The 18,323-nt window shown below is 52.9% G+C and carries 17 protein-coding genes and 2 tRNA genes; 10 read left to right on the top strand and 9 right to left on the bottom strand.

Annotation, left to right across the window (positions count from 1 at the left end; genetic code table 11):
- Nucleotides 1–73: 73 nt before the first annotated feature.
- Nucleotides 74–1,222 carry a lactaldehyde reductase gene (gene fucO, locus ACLJR2_RS02450; RefSeq protein WP_000013565.1) on the bottom strand — a complete coding sequence of 383 codons (1,149 nt, stop codon included), beginning with the start codon at nucleotides 1,220–1,222 and terminating at the stop codon, nucleotides 74–76.
- Between the two features lie 16 nt (nucleotides 1,223–1,238).
- Entirely contained in the window at nucleotides 1,239–1,886 is a 648-nt protein-coding gene (gene fucA / locus ACLJR2_RS02445; RefSeq protein ID WP_000440828.1) for an L-fuculose-phosphate aldolase, read from the bottom strand.
- Between the two features lie 556 nt (nucleotides 1,887–2,442).
- Between fucA and fucP the strand changes: the two genes are divergently transcribed.
- The 5 genes from fucP (at nucleotide 2,443) to fucR (ending at nucleotide 8,277) form a co-directional block, all read left to right on the top strand.
- Nucleotides 2,443–3,759 carry an L-fucose:H+ symporter permease gene (gene fucP, locus ACLJR2_RS02440; RefSeq protein ID WP_000528622.1) on the top strand — a complete coding sequence of 439 codons (1,317 nt, stop codon included), beginning with the start codon at nucleotides 2,443–2,445 and terminating at the stop codon, nucleotides 3,757–3,759.
- A gap of 31 nt (nucleotides 3,760–3,790) precedes the next feature.
- The gene (gene fucI, locus ACLJR2_RS02435) at nucleotides 3,791–5,566 is read left to right on the top strand and encodes an L-fucose isomerase (RefSeq protein WP_000724126.1); all 1,776 of its coding nucleotides are present in this window, start codon (nucleotides 3,791–3,793) and stop codon (nucleotides 5,564–5,566) included.
- A gap of 100 nt (nucleotides 5,567–5,666) precedes the next feature.
- Nucleotides 5,667–7,085 carry an L-fuculokinase gene (gene fucK / locus ACLJR2_RS02430; protein ID WP_000806778.1) on the top strand — a complete coding sequence of 473 codons (1,419 nt, stop codon included), beginning with the start codon at nucleotides 5,667–5,669 and terminating at the stop codon, nucleotides 7,083–7,085.
- 1 nt (nucleotide 7,086) lies between these two features.
- Nucleotides 7,087–7,509: an L-fucose mutarotase gene (gene fucU, locus ACLJR2_RS02425; RefSeq protein WP_000920848.1), complete on the top strand. Its 423-nt coding sequence runs from the start codon at nucleotides 7,087–7,089 to the stop codon at nucleotides 7,507–7,509.
- A 57-nt stretch (nucleotides 7,510–7,566) separates the two neighbouring features.
- Complete coding sequence (gene fucR / locus ACLJR2_RS02420) at nucleotides 7,567–8,277, top strand: L-fucose operon activator (protein WP_000642330.1); 711 nt, start codon at nucleotides 7,567–7,569, stop codon at nucleotides 8,275–8,277.
- A 58-nt stretch (nucleotides 8,278–8,335) separates the two neighbouring features.
- Here fucR and rlmM read toward each other — a convergent pair whose 3' ends face one another.
- The 4 genes from rlmM to ACLJR2_RS02400 form a co-directional block, all read right to left on the bottom strand.
- Nucleotides 8,336–9,436, bottom strand: a complete 1,101-nt coding sequence (gene rlmM / locus ACLJR2_RS02415) for a 23S rRNA (cytidine(2498)-2'-O)-methyltransferase RlmM (RefSeq protein WP_001045500.1) — start codon at nucleotides 9,434–9,436, stop codon at nucleotides 8,336–8,338.
- Complete coding sequence (locus ACLJR2_RS02410) at nucleotides 9,429–9,824, bottom strand: DUF423 domain-containing protein (RefSeq protein WP_000203913.1); 396 nt, start codon at nucleotides 9,822–9,824, stop codon at nucleotides 9,429–9,431. The genes rlmM and ACLJR2_RS02410 overlap by 8 nt, the downstream gene beginning before the upstream one ends.
- Nucleotides 9,825–9,842: 18 nt before the next feature.
- Nucleotides 9,843–10,760 carry a glycine cleavage system transcriptional regulator GcvA gene (gene gcvA, locus ACLJR2_RS02405; RefSeq protein WP_000044409.1) on the bottom strand — a complete coding sequence of 306 codons (918 nt, stop codon included), beginning with the start codon at nucleotides 10,758–10,760 and terminating at the stop codon, nucleotides 9,843–9,845.
- A gap of 346 nt (nucleotides 10,761–11,106) precedes the next feature.
- Nucleotides 11,107–11,334 carry a YgdI/YgdR family lipoprotein gene (locus ACLJR2_RS02400; RefSeq protein WP_000750393.1) on the bottom strand — a complete coding sequence of 76 codons (228 nt, stop codon included), beginning with the start codon at nucleotides 11,332–11,334 and terminating at the stop codon, nucleotides 11,107–11,109.
- A 192-nt stretch (nucleotides 11,335–11,526) separates the two neighbouring features.
- On the opposite strand from ACLJR2_RS02400, the gene csdA reads away from it, so the two are divergent.
- The 3 genes from csdA to rarD all read left to right on the top strand — a co-directional run bounded on the left by csdA (nucleotide 11,527) and on the right by rarD (nucleotide 14,362).
- Nucleotides 11,527–12,732 (top strand): cysteine desulfurase CsdA, encoded by a 1,206-nt coding sequence (gene csdA, locus ACLJR2_RS02395; protein ID WP_000991053.1) that lies wholly within the window; start codon nucleotides 11,527–11,529, stop codon nucleotides 12,730–12,732.
- Nucleotides 12,732–13,175: a cysteine desulfurase sulfur acceptor subunit CsdE gene (csdE, locus tag ACLJR2_RS02390; protein WP_000184199.1), complete on the top strand. Its 444-nt coding sequence runs from the start codon at nucleotides 12,732–12,734 to the stop codon at nucleotides 13,173–13,175. The genes csdA and csdE overlap by 1 nt, the downstream gene beginning before the upstream one ends.
- Before the next feature lie 299 nt (nucleotides 13,176–13,474).
- Nucleotides 13,475–14,362, top strand: a complete 888-nt coding sequence (gene rarD / locus ACLJR2_RS02385) for an EamA family transporter RarD (RefSeq protein WP_077248417.1) — start codon at nucleotides 13,475–13,477, stop codon at nucleotides 14,360–14,362.
- A 51-nt stretch (nucleotides 14,363–14,413) separates the two neighbouring features.
- Here the strand turns inward: rarD and tcdA are convergent, their stop codons facing one another.
- Nucleotides 14,414–15,220: a tRNA cyclic N6-threonylcarbamoyladenosine(37) synthase TcdA gene (tcdA, locus tag ACLJR2_RS02380; RefSeq protein ID WP_000117748.1), complete on the bottom strand. Its 807-nt coding sequence runs from the start codon at nucleotides 15,218–15,220 to the stop codon at nucleotides 14,414–14,416.
- A 109-nt stretch (nucleotides 15,221–15,329) separates the two neighbouring features.
- A complete protein-coding gene (gene mltA / locus ACLJR2_RS02375; protein ID WP_000678626.1) occupies nucleotides 15,330–16,427 on the bottom strand; it encodes a murein transglycosylase A in 1,098 nt (365 codons plus the stop codon).
- Between the two features lie 207 nt (nucleotides 16,428–16,634).
- On the opposite strand from mltA, the gene ACLJR2_RS02370 reads away from it, so the two are divergent.
- A tRNA-Met gene (locus ACLJR2_RS02370) sits at nucleotides 16,635–16,711 on the top strand.
- 29 nt (nucleotides 16,712–16,740) lie between these two features.
- Nucleotides 16,741–16,817: transfer RNA gene (locus ACLJR2_RS02365), tRNA-Met, on the top strand.
- Nucleotides 16,818–16,926: 109 nt separating this feature from the next.
- On the opposite strand, the gene amiC is transcribed toward ACLJR2_RS02365, so the two are convergent.
- Nucleotides 16,927–18,180, bottom strand: coding sequence for an N-acetylmuramoyl-L-alanine amidase AmiC (gene amiC, locus ACLJR2_RS02360; RefSeq protein WP_000011919.1), 1,254 nt, complete (start codon nucleotides 18,178–18,180; stop codon nucleotides 16,927–16,929).
- Nucleotides 18,181–18,323: the final 143 nt, after the last annotated feature.

The raw sequence follows: 18,323 nt of genomic DNA, 5'->3' as shown, positions 1-18,323 counted from the left end.
GCGTGAACGCCTTATCCTGCCTACAGGACTGCACGAAATGTAGAGCGGATAAGCGCAGCGCCATCCGGCAAAATTACCAGGCGGTATGATACAGTTCGACAATGTCCGCCAGACTCGCTTCACGCGGATTGCCGCCCGTACAGACATCATCGAACGCCGCCTGCGCCAGCGCCGGGATATCCTCTTTTCGAACGCCGACATCACGCAAATGCAGCGGAATTCCCACATCGCGATTTAGCGTAAATACGGCTTCCACTGCGGCATTACGCGCCTCTTCAAGGCTCAATCCTTCTACCTTCACCCCCATCGCCCGGGCGATATCACGAAATTTCTCGTTGGTAGACCCGGCATTGAAACGCATCACGTGCGGAAGCAAAATAGCATTCGCGACGCCGTGCGGCGTGTTGTAAAACGCGCCCAACGGATGCGCCATCCCATGCACCAGTCCCAGCCCCACATTGGAAAACCCCATCCCGGCAACGTATTGCCCCAGCGCCATCGCCTCACCAGCCTCTTTTTCTCCGGCTACGGCGCCGCGTAGCGCGCCAGCAATAATCTCAATGGCTTTGATATGTAAGGCATCCGTCAGCGCCCATGCGGCCCGGGTAATATAGCCTTCAATAGCATGGGTTAGCGCATCCACGCCCGTTGCCGCTTTCAGCGCGGGCGGCATACCGTCCATCATATCGGCATCGATAAATGCCGCCTGCGGAATATCATGTGGATCGACACAAACGAATTTGCGCCGTTTCTCCTCATCGGTAATCACATAATTGATAGTGACTTCCGCCGCGGTTCCCGCCGTTGTCGGGATCGCCATAATCGGCACGCTGGGTTTACGGGTCGGCGATAGCCCTTCCAGACTGCGCACATCGGCAAATTCCGGATTGTTACTGATAATACCGATCGCTTTGCAGGTATCCTGCGGAGAACCGCCGCCAATGGCGATGAGATAGTCCGCGCCGCTTTGGGTAAAGACCTTAAGCCCTTCCTGGACAACGGAAATCGTAGGATTAGGGATCACGCCCGCATAGATCTCCCACGCCAGCCCTGCGGCATCCATTCTGCTTGTCACTTTATCGACCACACCGCATTGCACCAGCGTTTTATCGGTAACAATCAGCGCTTTATGATAACCGCGGCGCGTCACCTCATCGGTTAATGCGTCCACCGCTCCCCGGCCAAACCATGCCGTTTCATTCAGAATCATTCTGTTCGCCATCGCCTGTCTCCTGACATCACTCTTCAATACGTAATCCGTAAGTTTTAAATTTCTCCAGTACGATAGCGATCGCCTCGTCATCCAGTACCGGTACCGGATCGACAATGGCCAGCGTACTTAAATAGAGCTGCGCCAGCACTTCCACTTCATGCGCCAGCCACAACGCTTTGTCTAAATTTTCTTCACAAGCGATAAGCCCGTGATGCTGTAACAGCGTCGCTTTACGATTTTTAAGCGCCACGGCAACATGGTCAGAAAGTTCGCGGGTGCCAAAAGTGGCGTAGGGCGCACAGGGAATAGAGTTTCCACCCGCGGCGGCAATCATGTAGTGAATCGCCGGAATCGGGCGATTCAGGATCGAGACTGCCGTACAATGGACCGCGTGGTTATGTACCACGGCATTGGCATCAGGGCGCGTCTGGTATGCCGCCATATGAAAACGCCACTCGCTGGAAGGCAGCTTGCCCTGCTCATGCTGACCGTCTGCATCAATAAAGACAATGTGCGACTCTGTCAGCTTCTCGTAGGGGATCCCCGTCGGCGTAATCAGCATTCCGCCCTGATAACGTACGCTCACGTTACCTGCCGTCCCCTGATTTAACCCTAACCGCGTCATTTCCAGACAGGTATCAATAATCTGCCGCGCCAGTCTATTTCGTTCCATTATTTACCTCTCTCTGTGATTCAAAATGAGACAACAAAACCGCCTTTCGCATCGCGCTGCTGTCCTGTTGAAATAATCGAATAGTTAGCAACTATCATCATACTGAATAAAGAGAAGGGAATTTAAATAACGATATTTTGTGATTCACATCAATTAATTCGCCACGATAAACCAGACGACTACCGTTTCTCTCGCCGATAAATGCCCGCTCTTAATAATATTTTTTAAAACGGGCAAAGATGAAGAATAAGTTACTACTGCCCGTTTTCGTGGCAATAATTTAATTCGGGCATTCAGTCTGTGGTTTTTTTAAATTAAACATCTCAAACGGTCATTTTTTTATGAAAATTAAAGTGATGATAATCACAGAACGCTCTGCTCTCAGGTATAAATGTGACCACCATCATATTAAAAGGCCTTTTTTATTTGAAAATGACTCCATGAGTTCATTCCGGACGCCAATTTATTACCGGAAAGAAAAGCGAACTCACCTAATTTAACGGTCTGGTGACCAGAACCGACCGCACGCAAAAGCTTCTGAACCGATGAGGATGCTATGGGAAACACAACAATACAAACGCAGAGTTTTCGTGCTGTGGATGCAGAGCAAAGCAAGAGCAAGCGCTACATTATTCCATTCGCCTTACTTTGCTCGCTATTTTTTCTGTGGGCCGTCGCCAATAATCTGAATGACATTTTATTACCGCAGTTTCAACAAGCTTTTACGCTAACTAACTTTCAGGCTGGGCTTATTCAGTCAGCCTTTTATTTCGGTTATTTCGTCATTCCAATCCCCGCTGGGATTTTGATGAAAAAACTCAGTTATAAAGCAGGGATTATCACCGGGCTTTTTTTGTATGCTGTTGGCGCCGCATTATTCTGGCCTGCCGCTGAGATAATGAATTACACATTGTTTTTAATTGGCCTGTTTATCATCGCCGCCGGTTTAGGCTGCCTTGAAACTGCGGCCAATCCTTTTGTGACGGTATTAGGTCCAGAAAGCGGTGGACATTTCCGGCTTAATCTGGCGCAAACTTTTAACTCCTTTGGCGCTATTATCGCCGTTGTGTTTGGGCAAAGCCTTATTTTGTCTAACGTGCCGCATCAATCGCAAGAAGCGCTTGATAAAATGACGCCGGATCAGCTTAGCGCCTATAAACACAGCCTGGTGTTATCGGTACAAACGCCATACATGATTATCGTCGCCATCGTATTAGTAGTTGCGCTGCTGATTATGCTGACCAAATTTCCGGCCCTGCAAAGTGACGATCATAGCGATGCTAAACAAAGCTCTTTCTTATCTTCTCTCTCCCGACTCATCCGTATCCGCCACTGGCGCTGGGCGGTGCTGGCGCAGTTCTGCTACGTGGGGGCGCAAACCGCCTGCTGGAGCTATCTGATCCGCTACGCCATTGAGGAGATCCCTGGAATGACGCCCGGTTTCGCCGCCAATTACCTGACCGGCACGATGGTGTGCTTCTTTATCGGCCGTTTCACCGGGACCTGGCTTATCAGCCGCTTCGCGCCGCATAAAGTGCTGGCCGCCTACGCCCTGTTTGCCATGCTCCTGTGTCTGATTTCCGCCTTTAGCGGCGGACATATCGGCCTGCTGGCGCTGACGTTGTGTAGCGCATTTATGTCAATCCAGTACCCGACCATCTTCTCGCTGGGTATCAAAAATCTGGGACAGGACACTAAGTACGGCTCGTCTTTTATCGTCATGACCATCATTGGCGGCGGTATTGTCACGCCAGTAATGGGCTTCGTTAGCGACGCCGCAGGCAAAATCCCGACCGCCGAACTGGTTCCGGCATTGTGCTTTGCCGTCATCTTCATTTTTGCCCGTTTCCGTTCACAAGCGGCGACAAACTGAACATTTATCCGAATAACGTGAGGAATCTGTCATGAAAAAAATCAGCTTACCGAAAATCGGTATCCGCCCGGTGATTGATGGACGTCGTATGGGCGTACGCGAGTCGCTCGAAGAACAAACCATGAACATGGCGAAAGCGACGGCGGCGCTCATCACCGAGAAAATCCGCCACGCCTGCGGGGCTCAGGTGGAGTGCGTCATTGCGGATACCTGTATTGCCGGAATGGCGGAATCCGCCGCCTGTGAAGAAAAATTCAGCAGCCAAAACGTGGGCGTGACCATTACCGTTACGCCATGCTGGTGCTATGGCAGCGAAACCATTGATATGGACCCGATGCGTCCAAAAGCCATCTGGGGCTTTAACGGCACAGAGCGTCCTGGGGCGGTTTACCTTGCCGCGGCGCTGGCGGCGCACAGCCAGAAAGGCATTCCGGCGTTCTCCATTTATGGCCATGATGTGCAGGATGCCGACGATACCTCCATTCCCGCCGACGTCGAAGAAAAACTGCTGCGTTTTGCGCGGGCAGGGTTAGCGGTAGCCAGCATGAAAGGCAAAAGCTACCTCTCCGTCGGCGGCGTGTCGATGGGGATCGCGGGTTCCATTGTCGATCATAACTTCTTTGAATCCTGGCTGGGCATGAAGGTGCAAGCGGTAGATATGACCGAACTGCGCCGCCGTATCGATCAAAAAATTTATGATGAGGCCGAACTGGAGATGGCGCTGGCGTGGGCGGATAAAAACTTCCGCTACGGCGAAGATCAGAACGCCTCGCAGTATAAGCGCAATGAAGCCCAGAACCGCGCGGTGTTAAAAGAGAGCCTGCTGATGGCGATGTGTATTCGCGACATGATGCAGGGCAACAAGACGCTGGCGGACAAAGGGTTAGTTGAAGAATCGCTGGGCTACAACGCCATTGCCGCCGGCTTCCAGGGCCAGCGCCACTGGACCGATCAATACCCGAACGGCGATACCGCCGAAGCGCTGCTCAATAGCTCTTTTGACTGGAACGGCGTACGCGAACCGTTTGTCGTCGCCACCGAAAATGACAGTCTGAACGGCGTAGCGATGCTGTTCGGCCATCAACTCACTGGTACCGCGCAGATATTCGCCGACGTGCGAACCTACTGGTCGCCGGAAGCCGTAGAACGCGTCACCGGCCAGGCGCTCAGCGGCCTGGCGGAACACGGCATTATTCACCTGATTAACTCCGGTTCTGCCGCTCTGGACGGTGCCTGTAAACAGCGCGACAGCGAAGGCAAGCCGACCATGAAACCGCACTGGGAAATCAGCCAACAAGAGGCGGATGCGTGTCTGGCGGCCACTGAATGGTGCCCGGCGATTCACGAATACTTCCGCGGCGGCGGCTACTCATCCCGTTTCCTGACCGAAGGCGGCGTGCCATTCACCATGACCCGCGTGAATATCATCAAAGGCCTGGGACCAGTGCTGCAAATCGCTGAGGGCTGGAGCGTCGAACTGCCGAAAGCGATGCACGATCAGCTTGATGCCCGCACCAACTCTACCTGGCCTACCACCTGGTTTGCGCCGCGCCTTACCGGAAAAGGCCCGTTTACCGATGTCTATTCGGTGATGGCGAACTGGGGCGCTAACCACGGCGTACTCACCATCGGTCATGTAGGGGCGGACTTTATTACTCTCGCCGCGATGCTGCGTATCCCGGTATGTATGCACAACGTGGAGGAGGCGAAGATCTACCGTCCTTCCGCCTGGGCAGCTCACGGTATGGATATCGAAGGCCAGGATTATCGCGCCTGCCAAAATTATGGCCCGCTGTATAAACGTTAATGCGGCTTAGCCCGGTGGCGCAGGCTTACCGGGCCTACGGGCGCGTGAACCGTAGGCCGGATAAGCGTAGCGCCATCGGGCGGCGTTTATGGAGTTATCTATGAAACAAGACGTTATCCTGGTTCTCGACTGCGGTGCGACTAACGTTCGGGCGATCGCCGTTGATCGCCAGGGGAAAATTGTCGCCCGCGCCTCAACCGCTAACGCCAGCGACATTGCCGCAGAAAATAGCGCCTGGCATCAGTGGTCGCTGGACGCCATCCTGCAACGTTTCGCCGATTGTTGCAGGTCACTCTCCAGCGCCCTGTCGGAGTGTGTTGTTCGCGGTATTACGGTGACCACTTTCGGCGTCGATGGCGCGCTGGTCGATGCGCAGGGTAAGCTGCTCTACCCGGTCATCAGTTGGAAATGCCCGCGAACCGCTGCCGTGATGGAAACGATTGAGCGCTTTATCTCGCCCCGGCAATTGCAGACGCTCTCCGGCGTCGGTGCGTTCAGCTTTAACACGCTGTATAAACTGGTCTGGTTTAAAGAGAATCATCCGCGCCTGCTGGAACAAGCTCACTGCTGGCTGTTTATCTCGTCGCTGATTAACCACCGTCTGACCGGCGAGTTTACGACCGATATCACTATGGCAGGCACCAGCCAGCTACTGGATATCCATCAGCGCGACTTTAGTCCGGAAATCCTGCAAGCGACGGGCCTGGCGCGCCGCCTGTTCCCGCGTATCGTGGAAGCGGGCGCCCCGATAGGCACGCTACAGACAGACGCGGCCAGGCTACTCGGTCTCCCGGCGGGTGTGCCGGTGATCTCTGCCGGACACGATACTCAGTTCGCGTTATTCGGCGCTGGCGCGCAGCAAGGTGAACCGGTGCTCTCCTCCGGAACATGGGAGATTCTGATGGTGCGCAGCGGTCAGGTGGATACCTCGCTGCTCAGTCAGTATCCGGGCTCGACCTGTGAACTGGACAGTCAGTCGGGGCTTTATAACCCCGGAATGCAGTGGCTGGCCTCCGGCGTACTCGAATGGGTACGAAAACTGCTGTGGACGCCGGAAACGCCATGGCAAACGCTGATCGACGAAGCACGCGCTATTCCCGCTGGCGCGGAAGGCGTGCGGATGCAGTGCGATCTACTCGCCTGCCAAAATGCAGGCTGGCAGGGCGTAACGCTCAATACCACCCGCGGCCATTTCTATCGCGCCGCGCTGGAAGGCCTGACGGCGCAACTTCAACGTAATCTGCGCACGCTGGAGAAAATCGGCCATTTTAACGCCACAGAACTGTTACTGGTTGGCGGCGGCAGTCGCAACGCTTTATGGAATCAAATTAAAGCGAATCAGCTTGATATCCCTATCAAAGTGCTGGACGACGCGGAAACCACCGTGGCCGGCGCTGCCATGTTTGGCTGGTACGGCGTAGGCGAATTTAGTAGCCCGGAACAGGCGCGCGCGCAGGTCAATTATCAGTATCGCTATTTCTGGCCGCAAACCGAACCTGAAATTATTGAGGGAGTATGAAATGCTAAAAACCATTTCACCGTTAATTTCCCCGACACTGCTCAAAGTGCTGGCCGAGATGGGCCACGGGGACGAAATCATTTTTTCCGACGCTCACTTTCCCGCGCATAGCCTGGGTCCGCAGGTGATTCGCGCCGATGGTCTTAGCGTCAGCGATCTACTGCGGGCAATTATTCCGCTCTTTGAGCTGGATAGCTACGCCCCGCCGCTGGTGATGATGGCCGCCGTGGAAGGCGACACGCTCGATCCCAGCGTTGAAGCGCGCTATCGCGATGCCTTGTCATTAGAAGCGCCGTGCCCGGATATCGTTCGTATCGACCGCTATGCGTTTTATGAGCGGGCGCAAAAAGCGTTTGCGATCGTTATCACAGGTGAGTGCGCGAAGTACGGAAATATTCTTTTAAAAAAAGGGGTAACGCCGTAATCTCTTGCCGGTGCGCCCGCATGACGCGGGCGTTCATCGAATGATGGGGTGAGAAAAATGAAAGCGGCACGCCAACAAGCGATAGTCGATCTGCTGATCAATCATAAAAGTCTGACCACCGAAGCGCTGGCCACCCGGCTTAACGTCAGTAAAGAGACCATCCGCCGCGATCTCAGTGAACTACAGACGCAGGGAAAAGTGCTGCGTAATCACGGACGAGCTAAATATATTCATCGTGAAAATCAGGACAGCGGCGATCCATTCCATATCCGCCTGAAAAGCCATTATGCGCATAAAGCCGATATTGCCCGTGAAGCGTTAGCGTGGATAGAAGAAGGAATGACGATTGCGCTGGATGCCAGTTCAACCTGCTGGTATCTGGCCCGCCAGTTGCCGGATATTCCCATTCAGGTTTTTACCAATAGCCATCCTATCTGTCAGGAGCTGGGAAAACGCGAACGCATTGCGCTGATAAGTTCCGGCGGCCAGCTTGAACGTAAATATGGCTGTTACGTTAACCCGTCGCTTATCTCACAGCTAAAATCGCTTGATATCGATCTGTTCATCTTTTCCTGCGAGGGGATCGACGGCGGCGGCGATCTGTGGGACTCCAATGCGATCAACGCCGATTTTAAATCTATCCTGCTCAGGCGCGCCTCGCAGTCTTTATTATTGATTGATAAAAGTAAATTTAATCGTTCAGGAGAGGCGCGCATCGGCCATCTGGATGATGTGACGCATATTGTTTCAGATGCGCCGCAGTCATAGGCCGGATAAGCGTGCGCCATCCGGCGCTGATGACGCGCCGGATGACGGCAGCGCGTTTTTATCGCTCGTCGCGACGCCCGCCAACAGCCGCCCACAACCGACGCACGTGTACCGTCACTTCTTCGCGATCGTGATAAAGCTGACGCGCCTGGATCTGCGCATTAACGCCATGCTCATCCAACTGCGCCTGAAGATACGCCAGGTTATGCGACACCTCTTCATAGCGTTTTTTCATCGGCAGTTTAAGGTTAAAAATCGTCTCCCGGCACCAGCCGTTCACCAGCCACTGCGCCATTAACGCGGTGACTTTGGCCGGCTTCTCCACCATATCGCAGACCATCCATGAAATATTATTCCGGTTCGGACGGTACCTGAAGCCATCCTCACGCAACCAGGTCACCTGTCCGGTGTCCATCAGGCTTTGCGCCATCGGGCCGTTATCTACGGAGTAGACCCACATATTGCGCTTCACTAACTGGTACGTCCATCCGCCGGGACAGGCGCCCAAATCCACCGCATACATGCCGTTCGCCAGACGTTCATCCCACTCATCTTCCGGGATGAAAACGTGGAGCGCCTCTTCCAGTTTCAGCGTTGAGCGGCTCGGCGCATCAGACGGAAACTTCAAACGCGGGATGCCCATATAAAACGGTGAATTGTTATGCGCGAACGAATAACCGGTATAGCAGCATCCTGGCGCGATAAAAAAGACATGAACGACCGGACGCTTCGGCGTTTCATAATTCGTCAATACGCCCGCATCACGCAAAGCCGCGCGCAGCGGCACCGTAAATTTGCGGCAGAACTTCATCAGTTCTTTACTTTCATTAGTGTCGGCGACTTCAACTCGCAGCTCGCCGCCCTTTTCCACTACGCCCTGCAACATGCCGACAATCGGCGTAATTCTGTCTTCCGGCGGTAAATGTTGCAGCAGTTCACCCACCACAAACCACTGGCGGGCGAAAATCAGCGAACTGAACGGCAGCTCTGAAATCAGCTTTTCGCCATCTTCTGGCTGGTAGCATTCATAAATGACATAGCCTGCGTTCTCTTTTACGCGTGCAAAACCAAATAGTTCCCGTTTTCCCGCTTTATCGGTAATTTCTGCAGCGCACTCTTTTTCAAACCCCGGACGGCAGAGCAATACAACTTTATTCATGGCTCGCGCCCTTACGTTTCATACGAATGGCGCCAATCAGCAATAGCGCCCAGCCCACCAGGAAACTGACGCCGCCGACAGGCGTGATATACGCCCACAGGCGCAGATGCGAAAGCGCAAGGCAGTACAGGCTGCCGCTAAACAGCACCGTGCCCAGCGCCAGAAAAACGCTGCTCCAGTAAAACCAGATGCTGATACGGCGCTGCATCGCCACCGCCAGGCCAAAGATCGCCAGCGTATGGAACGCCTGATATTGCAGGCCGGTCTGAATCCAGCCCATTTCAACCACGCCCAGGGTTTTACTCAAAACATGCGCCCCGAACGCGCCCAGAGCAACGTAAATAAAACCGCTGATAGCGGCGACAATCAGCATAAAACGGCTGGTCATGGTCATACCCTAAGTTAATTATTGTTCGTAACGAAAACGGAATTTTTCTTGCTCCGTCGCCGCCTTCGCCAAAATCCACTGACGGAAGGCGGCTATTTTACCCAGTTCTGCCTGGCTGTCATGACAAACCAGATAAAAAGCATTCTTACTCACCAGAACATCGTTAAATGGACACACCAGTCGCCCGGCTTCAATTTCCGACTGCGCCATAACATTATTCGCCAGCGCGATCCCCTGTCCGTGAATAGCGGCCTGTAGCACCATCGCGCTGTGGCTAAATATCGGCCCTTGCTGAACGTTAATATGGTTGAGCCCTAACTGACGAGTATAGGCCTGCCAGTCACGCCGGGAGGCATCGTGCAATAACGTGTGTTTCGCCAGATCTTCCGGCGTTTTTAACGGTTTTTCGCCTGTGAGCAATAAAGGAGAACAGACGGGCAGTAAATATTCTGCGTATAATTTTTCGACGCGCAAGCCCGGCCAGTTTCCCCGGCCATAAAAAATCGCGACATCGACATCGTCTGCCAGTTTATCTTCCTGACGGTCAACGGCTTGTATCCGAACGTCAATTCCCGGATAAGCTGAGTTAAAGCTGGAGAGCCTGGGCACCAGCCACTGGATGGCAAAACTGGGTGGTAAACTCACCGTCAGCGCCCCTTTGGCACTGCGCGCCTGGAGCTTACGCGTTGCTTCCGTGAGCTGGGAAAATATCTCTTTAATGTCGAGAAAATAGCTTTGGCCTTCTTCCGTCAGCAACAGCGAACGATTGCGGCGGCGGAACAGTTTTAGCCCCAAAAAATCCTCAAGTGACTTAATTTGGTGGCTTACTGCGGCCTGCGTCACAAAAAGTTCTTCCGCTGCTCGCGTAAAGCTCAAATGGCGCGCGGCAGCATCAAAAACGCGTAACGCATTTAAAGGAGGTAATCGTTTTGACATGGCCTCTGGACTTAATGTCGAATGAATTTAACAAATAGGTAACGATATGTAACCTATTAGTTTTTTTAATCTGAGACATTATAAATTGTCCGTTGAGGTTCTACCAGCAAATACCTATAGTGGCGGCACTTCCTGAGCCGGAACGAAAAGTTTTATCGGAATGCGTGTTCTGATGGGCTTTTGGCTTACGGTTGTGATGTTGTGTTGTTGTGTTTGCAATTGGTCTGCGATTCAGACCACGGTAGCGAGACTACCCTTTTTCACTTCCTGTACATTTACCCTGTCTGTCCATAGTGATTAATGTAGCACCGCCATATTGCGGTGCTTTTTTTTGTATAACAAACGGTTAGTTTTCCAGAGCCACCATCTCTTTCACGTCAGTACGATTGATCTGCTGTTTGTTGCCATTAGCGTCTTTATACGAAATCATACCGGTATCGTTATCGGTCTGGGGTTTACCGTCGGTCACAATGCTACGTCCATCATTGGTGTGCATAACGTAATTAGGACCGGAACAGGCGCTCAGGGCAAAAGTCAGCATACATGCAGAGATAATTGCGGCAGTCTTTTTCATCTTCTTCTCCTTAAAGCTGTTTGTGCTATTTAAAGCGGACTCCGTAACAGGCTTAAACATTCGCCTAACATTATTCAGCATAACCTCCTTTACATAATTCGCCAGGATATACAGACGATTCCGATGGTTAGGACAAACCTTGTATCAGCCGCGCTTTTACGCCACGATCGGTAAACTGAACCGAGGAATATCATGAACGCTTTTAATCCCACGCAGTTTCGCGCGCAGTTTCCCGCGCTAGCCGATGCGGGTGTTTATCTCGATAGCGCCGCCACGGCATTAAAGCCACAGGCAGTCATTGACGCCACGCACCAGTTTTATTGTTTGAGCGCCGGTAACGTTCATCGTAGCCAGTTTGCGCAGGCGCAGCGCCTGACGGCGCAATATGAAGCGGCCAGAGCAAAAGCAGCGCGGCTGTTAAACGCGCCCGATGAAAAAAGTATCGTCTGGACACGCGGCACCACCGAAGCGATCAACATGGTGGCGCAGTGTTACGCCCGTCCTCGTCTGCGCCCCGGCGATGAAATTATCGTTAGCGTCGCCGAGCATCACGCCAACCTTGTGCCCTGGCTGATGGTGGCGCAACAAACCGGCGCGCAGGTCATAAAACTGCCGCTTAATGACCGACGTCTTCCTGATGTTGAGCGTCTGCCGGAACTGATCACGTCGCGCAGCCGGATACTGGCGCTGGGGCAAATGTCGAACGTAACGGGCGGCTGTCCGGATCTCGCAAGCGCTATCAGCGCCGCTCACGCAGCGGGAATGGTCGTGATGGTAGATGGCGCGCAAGGCGCGGTACACTTCCCGGCGGATGTCCAGCAGCTTGATATCGATTTTTATGCTTTTTCCGCTCACAAACTGTATGGCCCGACCGGTATCGGCGTGCTGTACGGTAAGCCGGAGCTTCTTGAGGCGATGTCGCCCTGGCTCGGCGGCGGCAAGATGATCCGTGACGTTAGCTTTGAAGGCTTCACCACTCAAAGCGCTCCCTGGAAGCTGGAAGCGGGGACGCCGAACGTCGCCGGGGTCATCGGCCTGAGCGCTGCGCTGGAATGGCTGTCCGATATCGATATTGAACAGGCCGAAAACTGGAGCCGGGGGCTGGCGACACTGGCGGAAGACGCACTGGCGAAACGCCCGGGCTTTCGTTCGTTCCGCTGCCAGGACTCCAGCCTGCTGGCCTTTGATTTTGTCGGCGTGCACCACGGCGATATGGTGACGCTGCTGGCGGAATACGGTATTGCGCTCCGGGCCGGGCAACATTGCGCCCAGCCATTGCTGGCGGAACTTGGCGTCACAGGGACTCTGCGCGCCTCTTTTGCGCCGTATAATACCCAACATGATGTGGATGCGTTGGTTAACGCCGTTGACCGCGCGCTGGAACTGCTGGTGGATTAATGACAAACCCTCTTTATACCGGACACCCGTTCGGCACAACGGTAACGGAAGAGACGTTACGCGCTATCTTTCTCCCGCTGACCCAGTGGGAGGATAAATATCGTCAGTTGATTCTGTTAGGAAAACAGCTCCCCGCTCTGCCGGATGAATGCAAAGCGCAGGCGAAGGAGATAGCCGGCTGCGAGAACCGCGTCTGGCTGGGCTTTACCCGATCAGATAACGGAACGATGCACTTTTTCGGCGACAGTGAGGGGCGGATTGTCCGCGGCCTGCTGGCGGTATTGCTCACCGCGGTGGAAGGAAAAAACGCCGCCGAGTTGCAGGCTCGTTCACCGCTGGCGCTGTTTGATGAGCTGGGTTTACGCGCCCAGCTTAGCGCCTCACGCAGTCAGGGGCTGAACGCGCTGAGCGAAGCGATTGTTGCCGCAACGCATAAGCGTTGAAATAGCGTAAATATTCTGTCGCCTGACAGCGCCGTCCGCGGCGGTCAGGCGATGCAGATAAAATAATCCAGTCACTTTATTAGTTTCGGCGTCAGATTTCCCTGATAAACATTCTTTTGATTTTTATCAGCTATCACAATGAAATTACAATGTTAGAATCCATGTTAAAACGGCGTGAAGATTTTAGAGTAAATAAAGCCACTCGATGTAGCGTAGCAGGAGAACTGGAAAATTCATACGTATCGGGTGAAGTTATAACAGGATATGGATAAGTGGAAAAATATCTGCGTAGCGGTACCATGTTTGTGGTACTGGCATTTATATTATGGGGGTTAACACCTTTATATTATCAATATTTATCAGGGGGGAACCTCGCACAAATATTGATATACCGGGTGTTCTGGTCAATTCCATTATTACTGGCAGTAAGATTGTTATTTCGGCAGCGAACGCGATTTCATGATGCCTGGAAAGATAAAAAATCTTTTTTCTTCTGCATGATCGCCGGACTTTTGATGATTGTCTCATGGTCATCTTTTATTTATGCGCTAACCCATCATCTGGTACTTGATGCCAGCCTCGGCTATTTTATCAACCCGCTATTTGTTATTGCGCTGGGATGCATTTTTCTTAAAGAAAAACTGTCGTTGTTTCAGGCCATCGCCGTTTTTTCTGGTGTCTGTGGCCTGACTTTTCAAATTATCATGCTACGGCATTTCCCGGCGCTGGCGCTAACCATGGGATTATCATTTGCGCTATATGGCCTGGCGCGAAAGTTTATACATTATGATGTGATGACATCGATAACGATTGAAACATTATGGGCATTGCCTGTCTCACTATTAATCTTTCTCTTTAGCGATAGCGGACCAATTATATCCGCTAATACTCCTTTCTTTTTGTATGTCATGACGGCGCCAGTGACGATCATTCCACTGGTATTATTTGCCATCGCGTTAAATCACACCTCGTTGATTGTCACCGGACTGGCGCAATATATAGAGCCGTCTTTACAGTTCTTACTTGCCATTATGATATTTGGCGAACACATTAATTACGCGGAACTGCTCTGCTTTTGTGCAGTATGGTTCGGGTTGTTTCTATGCATATCTGAAAATTTATATTCCCATTATCTCCGCGCCCGTCTGAAACCGGTGTTCGGCAGGGTACAGCGCTTCTTTCGCTAACGAAGGGCGCAGGGCCGGATACGCGTCTGCGTGACACTCCGCCCCGTCCTTTTATTCTTGTCGCGCCGCTTTAGCCATGATCTTCTTCAGCGCATGGGAAACGGCGACAAAACCGAACGTTGCCGTCACCATCGTCGCCGCGCCGAAGCCAGAGGCGCAATCCATCCGTTTTGGCCCTTCTGCGGTAGCTTTCATCGCGCATACGGAACCGTCCGCCTGTGGGTAAACCAGCGCTTCAGTGGAAAAAACACAGTCCACGCCCAGCTTACCTTTACTGTTCTTCACTACGCCAAAATTATGTTTCAATCTCTCGCGCAGTTTTGCCGCCAGCGGATCCTGGATGGTTTTCGCCAAATCAGCGACCTGGATTTGCGTCGGATCGATCTGCCCGCCCGCGCCGCCAGTGGTCACTAAAGGAACCTTATATCGGCGACAGTACGCAATCAGCGCGGCTTTTGGACGAACGCTGTCAATGGCGTCAATGACATAGGTAAAACCCGCGTTCATATAACCCGCCACGTTATCCGGCGTGATGAAATCATCGATAACCGTTACCCGGCACTCCGGGTTAATTTGCCGAATCCGTTCGGCCATCACTTCCGCTTTCGCCAACCCGACGTTATCACGCAACGCATGGATCTGACGGTTCGTATTGGTCACGCAGACATCGTCCATATCAATCAGCGTAATCGCGCCGATGCCCGTACGCGCCAGCGCCTCTGCCGCCCATGATCCCACCCCGCCGATTCCCACGACGCAGATATGCGCCTCAGCAAACCGCTGCAGCGCTTTTTCACCGTACAGACGCGCGGTGCCGCCAAAGCGTTGGCGCCAGGCATCACTTATCACCACTGACATATGACCTCAGAATAAAAAAAGGTGAGGTTATTCCTCACCCCTGCTCACTATTTTCAGGCCCGATAGCGATCGCGTTATCGGGCAATCCGGTTGTCGCAGAATACCACAATCAGCCGCTAAACACGTTACCGGCGCCCGGCGCGCTTTTTAACACCCAGACGCGACCATAGTGATTATACCATCCGGCACGATGCCCGGCATCCGGGCCAATTCCCTGGTAAATATCAAAGTGCTGGCCTTTAATCGCTCCGCCGACATCCAGCGCGACCATCAAACGTAGCTCATACTGACCGCTAAATTTACCGTTGTTATCCAGCAACGGTACTTCCGCCAACAAGGTCGTGCCAGGCGGAATGATGCTGCGGTCGGAGGCGACGGATGCTCGCCCAATCAGCGGTACAGCGCTGGCACCTTTGACCGGCGCAAAAGATTGCGGCTTAAAGAAGACGAACGACGGGTTCTGCTCCAGTAATTCACGCACTTCCGCTTCGCTGTGCTTCTCTCCCCATTCGCGTATAGCCTGCATCGACATATCTTCTTTTTTCACTTCACCGCGATCGATAAGCACTTTACCAATACTGCGATAAGGCCAGCCGTTTTTACCGGCATAACTAAAGAAGTTCAGCGGACTACCATCACCGAAATCAATATAACCGCTGCCCTGGACATCCATAATAAAGTTATCCATCAGCGAATTACTCCAGGCCAGGATGTACTTATCGCTCAGCGCGCCTGCGTAGATCTGAGCGCGGGACGGTAAGCGTCCGCGTTTTGGCGGCATACTATAGATAGGATACTGGAACGCGCCCTGGCGCGTATGGCGAGCCTGAACGACGGGCGTATAGTAGCCCGTGAACTGGACGTTACCGTAGTTGTCGGTGCCTTCCATCTGCCAGGCATCAATACCAAACTGGCGCATAGTGCGCGTATCGCCTCCGGAACGTAACCAGTTCTGGACAGCGTTATAGACGTTGCTTTGATTGGTGTATAAACGCGGCGACGCGGAACGGATCTGGTTGACCTGCTCGGCAAAGTCACCAGCATTAATCGGCGCGCCCACCGCGTCCGGCTGGTTTACCAGGGAGAAGGGCTGGGTAAATTTCCCGTCCTTATATTGCTGACCGCGATCGGTCGGTTTTGATGAACAGGCAGCCAGCATTGCCAGCATTACGCCTGTCGCCACATATTTTGCCCAACGTCCTTTCATGGTGTCTCGTCTTCTGCGTAATCGAAAGTGCCCGGTGAAGATAACAAACCGTCCGGAGTAATGAAATGCGATCGCGATCTCATTATGTAAATTCGTTTAAAAATCGCGCTATCTGCGGTGTATTTGCGCAATTCATGAGAAATTAGCGATTTATATGAAAAAAGGGTTGCAACAAAAGCTCAGCGGAGTATAGTGCGCATCCACGGACGCGGGGTGGAGCAGCCTGGTAGCTCGTCGGGCTCATAACCCGAAGGTCGTCGGTTCAAATCCGGCCCCCGCAACCAATTACAATGAGAATGCAAGTTTAGACGGACGCGGGGTGGAGCAGCCTGGTAGCTCGTCGGGCTCATAACCCGAAGGTCGTCGGTTCAAATCCGGCCCCCGCAACCAACTTAATGAACACCCTTACGGGTGTTTTTTTGTATCTGTCGTCTGGTCCGCAACGACAGTGCGGGCAGCATCCTACTTACCCGCGCAATAAACTCGCCGTCATCTCAGGTTAACTTCTTCTCGCCAGCGTCGCCCCATCGGCAAAATACGCTTTAATGCCCGCCAGAATCGACTCTGCGACCTGTTGCTGGAACGTCGCGGTCTTGAGCTTGCGTTCTTCTTCAATGTTACTGATAAACGCCGTCTCGACCAGAATAGACGGAATATCGGGCGCCTTTAACACCGCAAACCCCGCCTGCTCGACCTTGTTTTTATGCAGGTCATTAATTTTACCAAGCTGCTTCAACACCGCTTTACCGAATTTCAAACTATCGGCAATGGTCAGCGATTGCACCATATCGAACATCGTATGGTCGACATAACGGTCACCGCTTTTGCTCACGCCGCCAATTAAGTCCGAGGCGTTCTGCGTTTGCGCCAGATATTTCGCCGCGGTACTGGTGGCACCTTTGGTCGATAGCGCGAATACGGATGAACCGCTAGGCTGCCGGCTGGTGAAGGCATCCGCATGAATAGAGACAAACAGGTCGGCGCGCTGTTTCTGCGCTTTCGCCACCCGGACTTTTAACGGAATGAAGATGTCTTCATTGCGCGTCATATAGACCTTCATGTTGCCTTCTTTTTCGATTAACGCGCGCAGGCGGCGGGCTATCTGGAGCACCACGTCTTTTTCACGCGTTTTGTATTTGCCTATCGCGCCGGGGTCTTCGCCGCCGTGTCCCGGATCAAGCATAATGACAATGGGACGGTCGCGCCCCGCTTTACCGGGCTGCGGCCCGCTTTGCGAAGGCGGCACCTGTTTATCCAGATCGCCTTTATTGTAGTCTTCCAGCAGCGCCAGCAGCGGATCCTGCATATCCTGCGCATTGGCAGGATAAAGATCCATCACCAGACGTTCTTTAAAGCCTGCCACAGGCGCCAGCGCAAATAGCTGCGGCTTCACGTTTTGTTTTAGCTCAAAGACCATACGCACAGTCTTAGGATCAAACTGCCCTACCCTTGCGGATTTGATATACGGATCGTCGCTGCGAATCTGCGCGCCAATGCCTTTAAGCACCGAGTTCAGATTCACATCCTCAATATCTACCACCACGCGGTCCGGGTTACTTAAGGCAAATTGTTTATATTTCAGCAGACGATTCGACTCTACCGTGACGCGGGTATAGCTGGACGCAGGCCAGATACGCACCGCAACGACCTGGCTTACGGCAGCCAGCCCGACCTGGCTCACGCTTAATAGCCACATGGCGCCCGCGCCTTGTAGTAAACGGCGACGGCTGATTGCTGAATTGGCTCCCGACATGCTTCTCCCGAGCAAAAACTAAATAGAGATCATACAAAGTTCATCCAAATTGACCGGAAACTTTAGCGAATGACGCATAATCTGTCATCTATAAAAGGGTAAACATTCTTTTTATATTCACGGCATTACTAAGAAAAGCGATC

Origin of the sequence: Salmonella sp. SAL03688 (assembly GCF_046551895.1) — a bacterium.
GTDB lineage: Bacteria > Pseudomonadota > Gammaproteobacteria > Enterobacterales > Enterobacteriaceae > Salmonella > Salmonella enterica.
The sequence above is the reverse complement of the archived record's forward strand: the minus strand, read 5'-3'. Positions and strand labels throughout refer to the sequence as shown.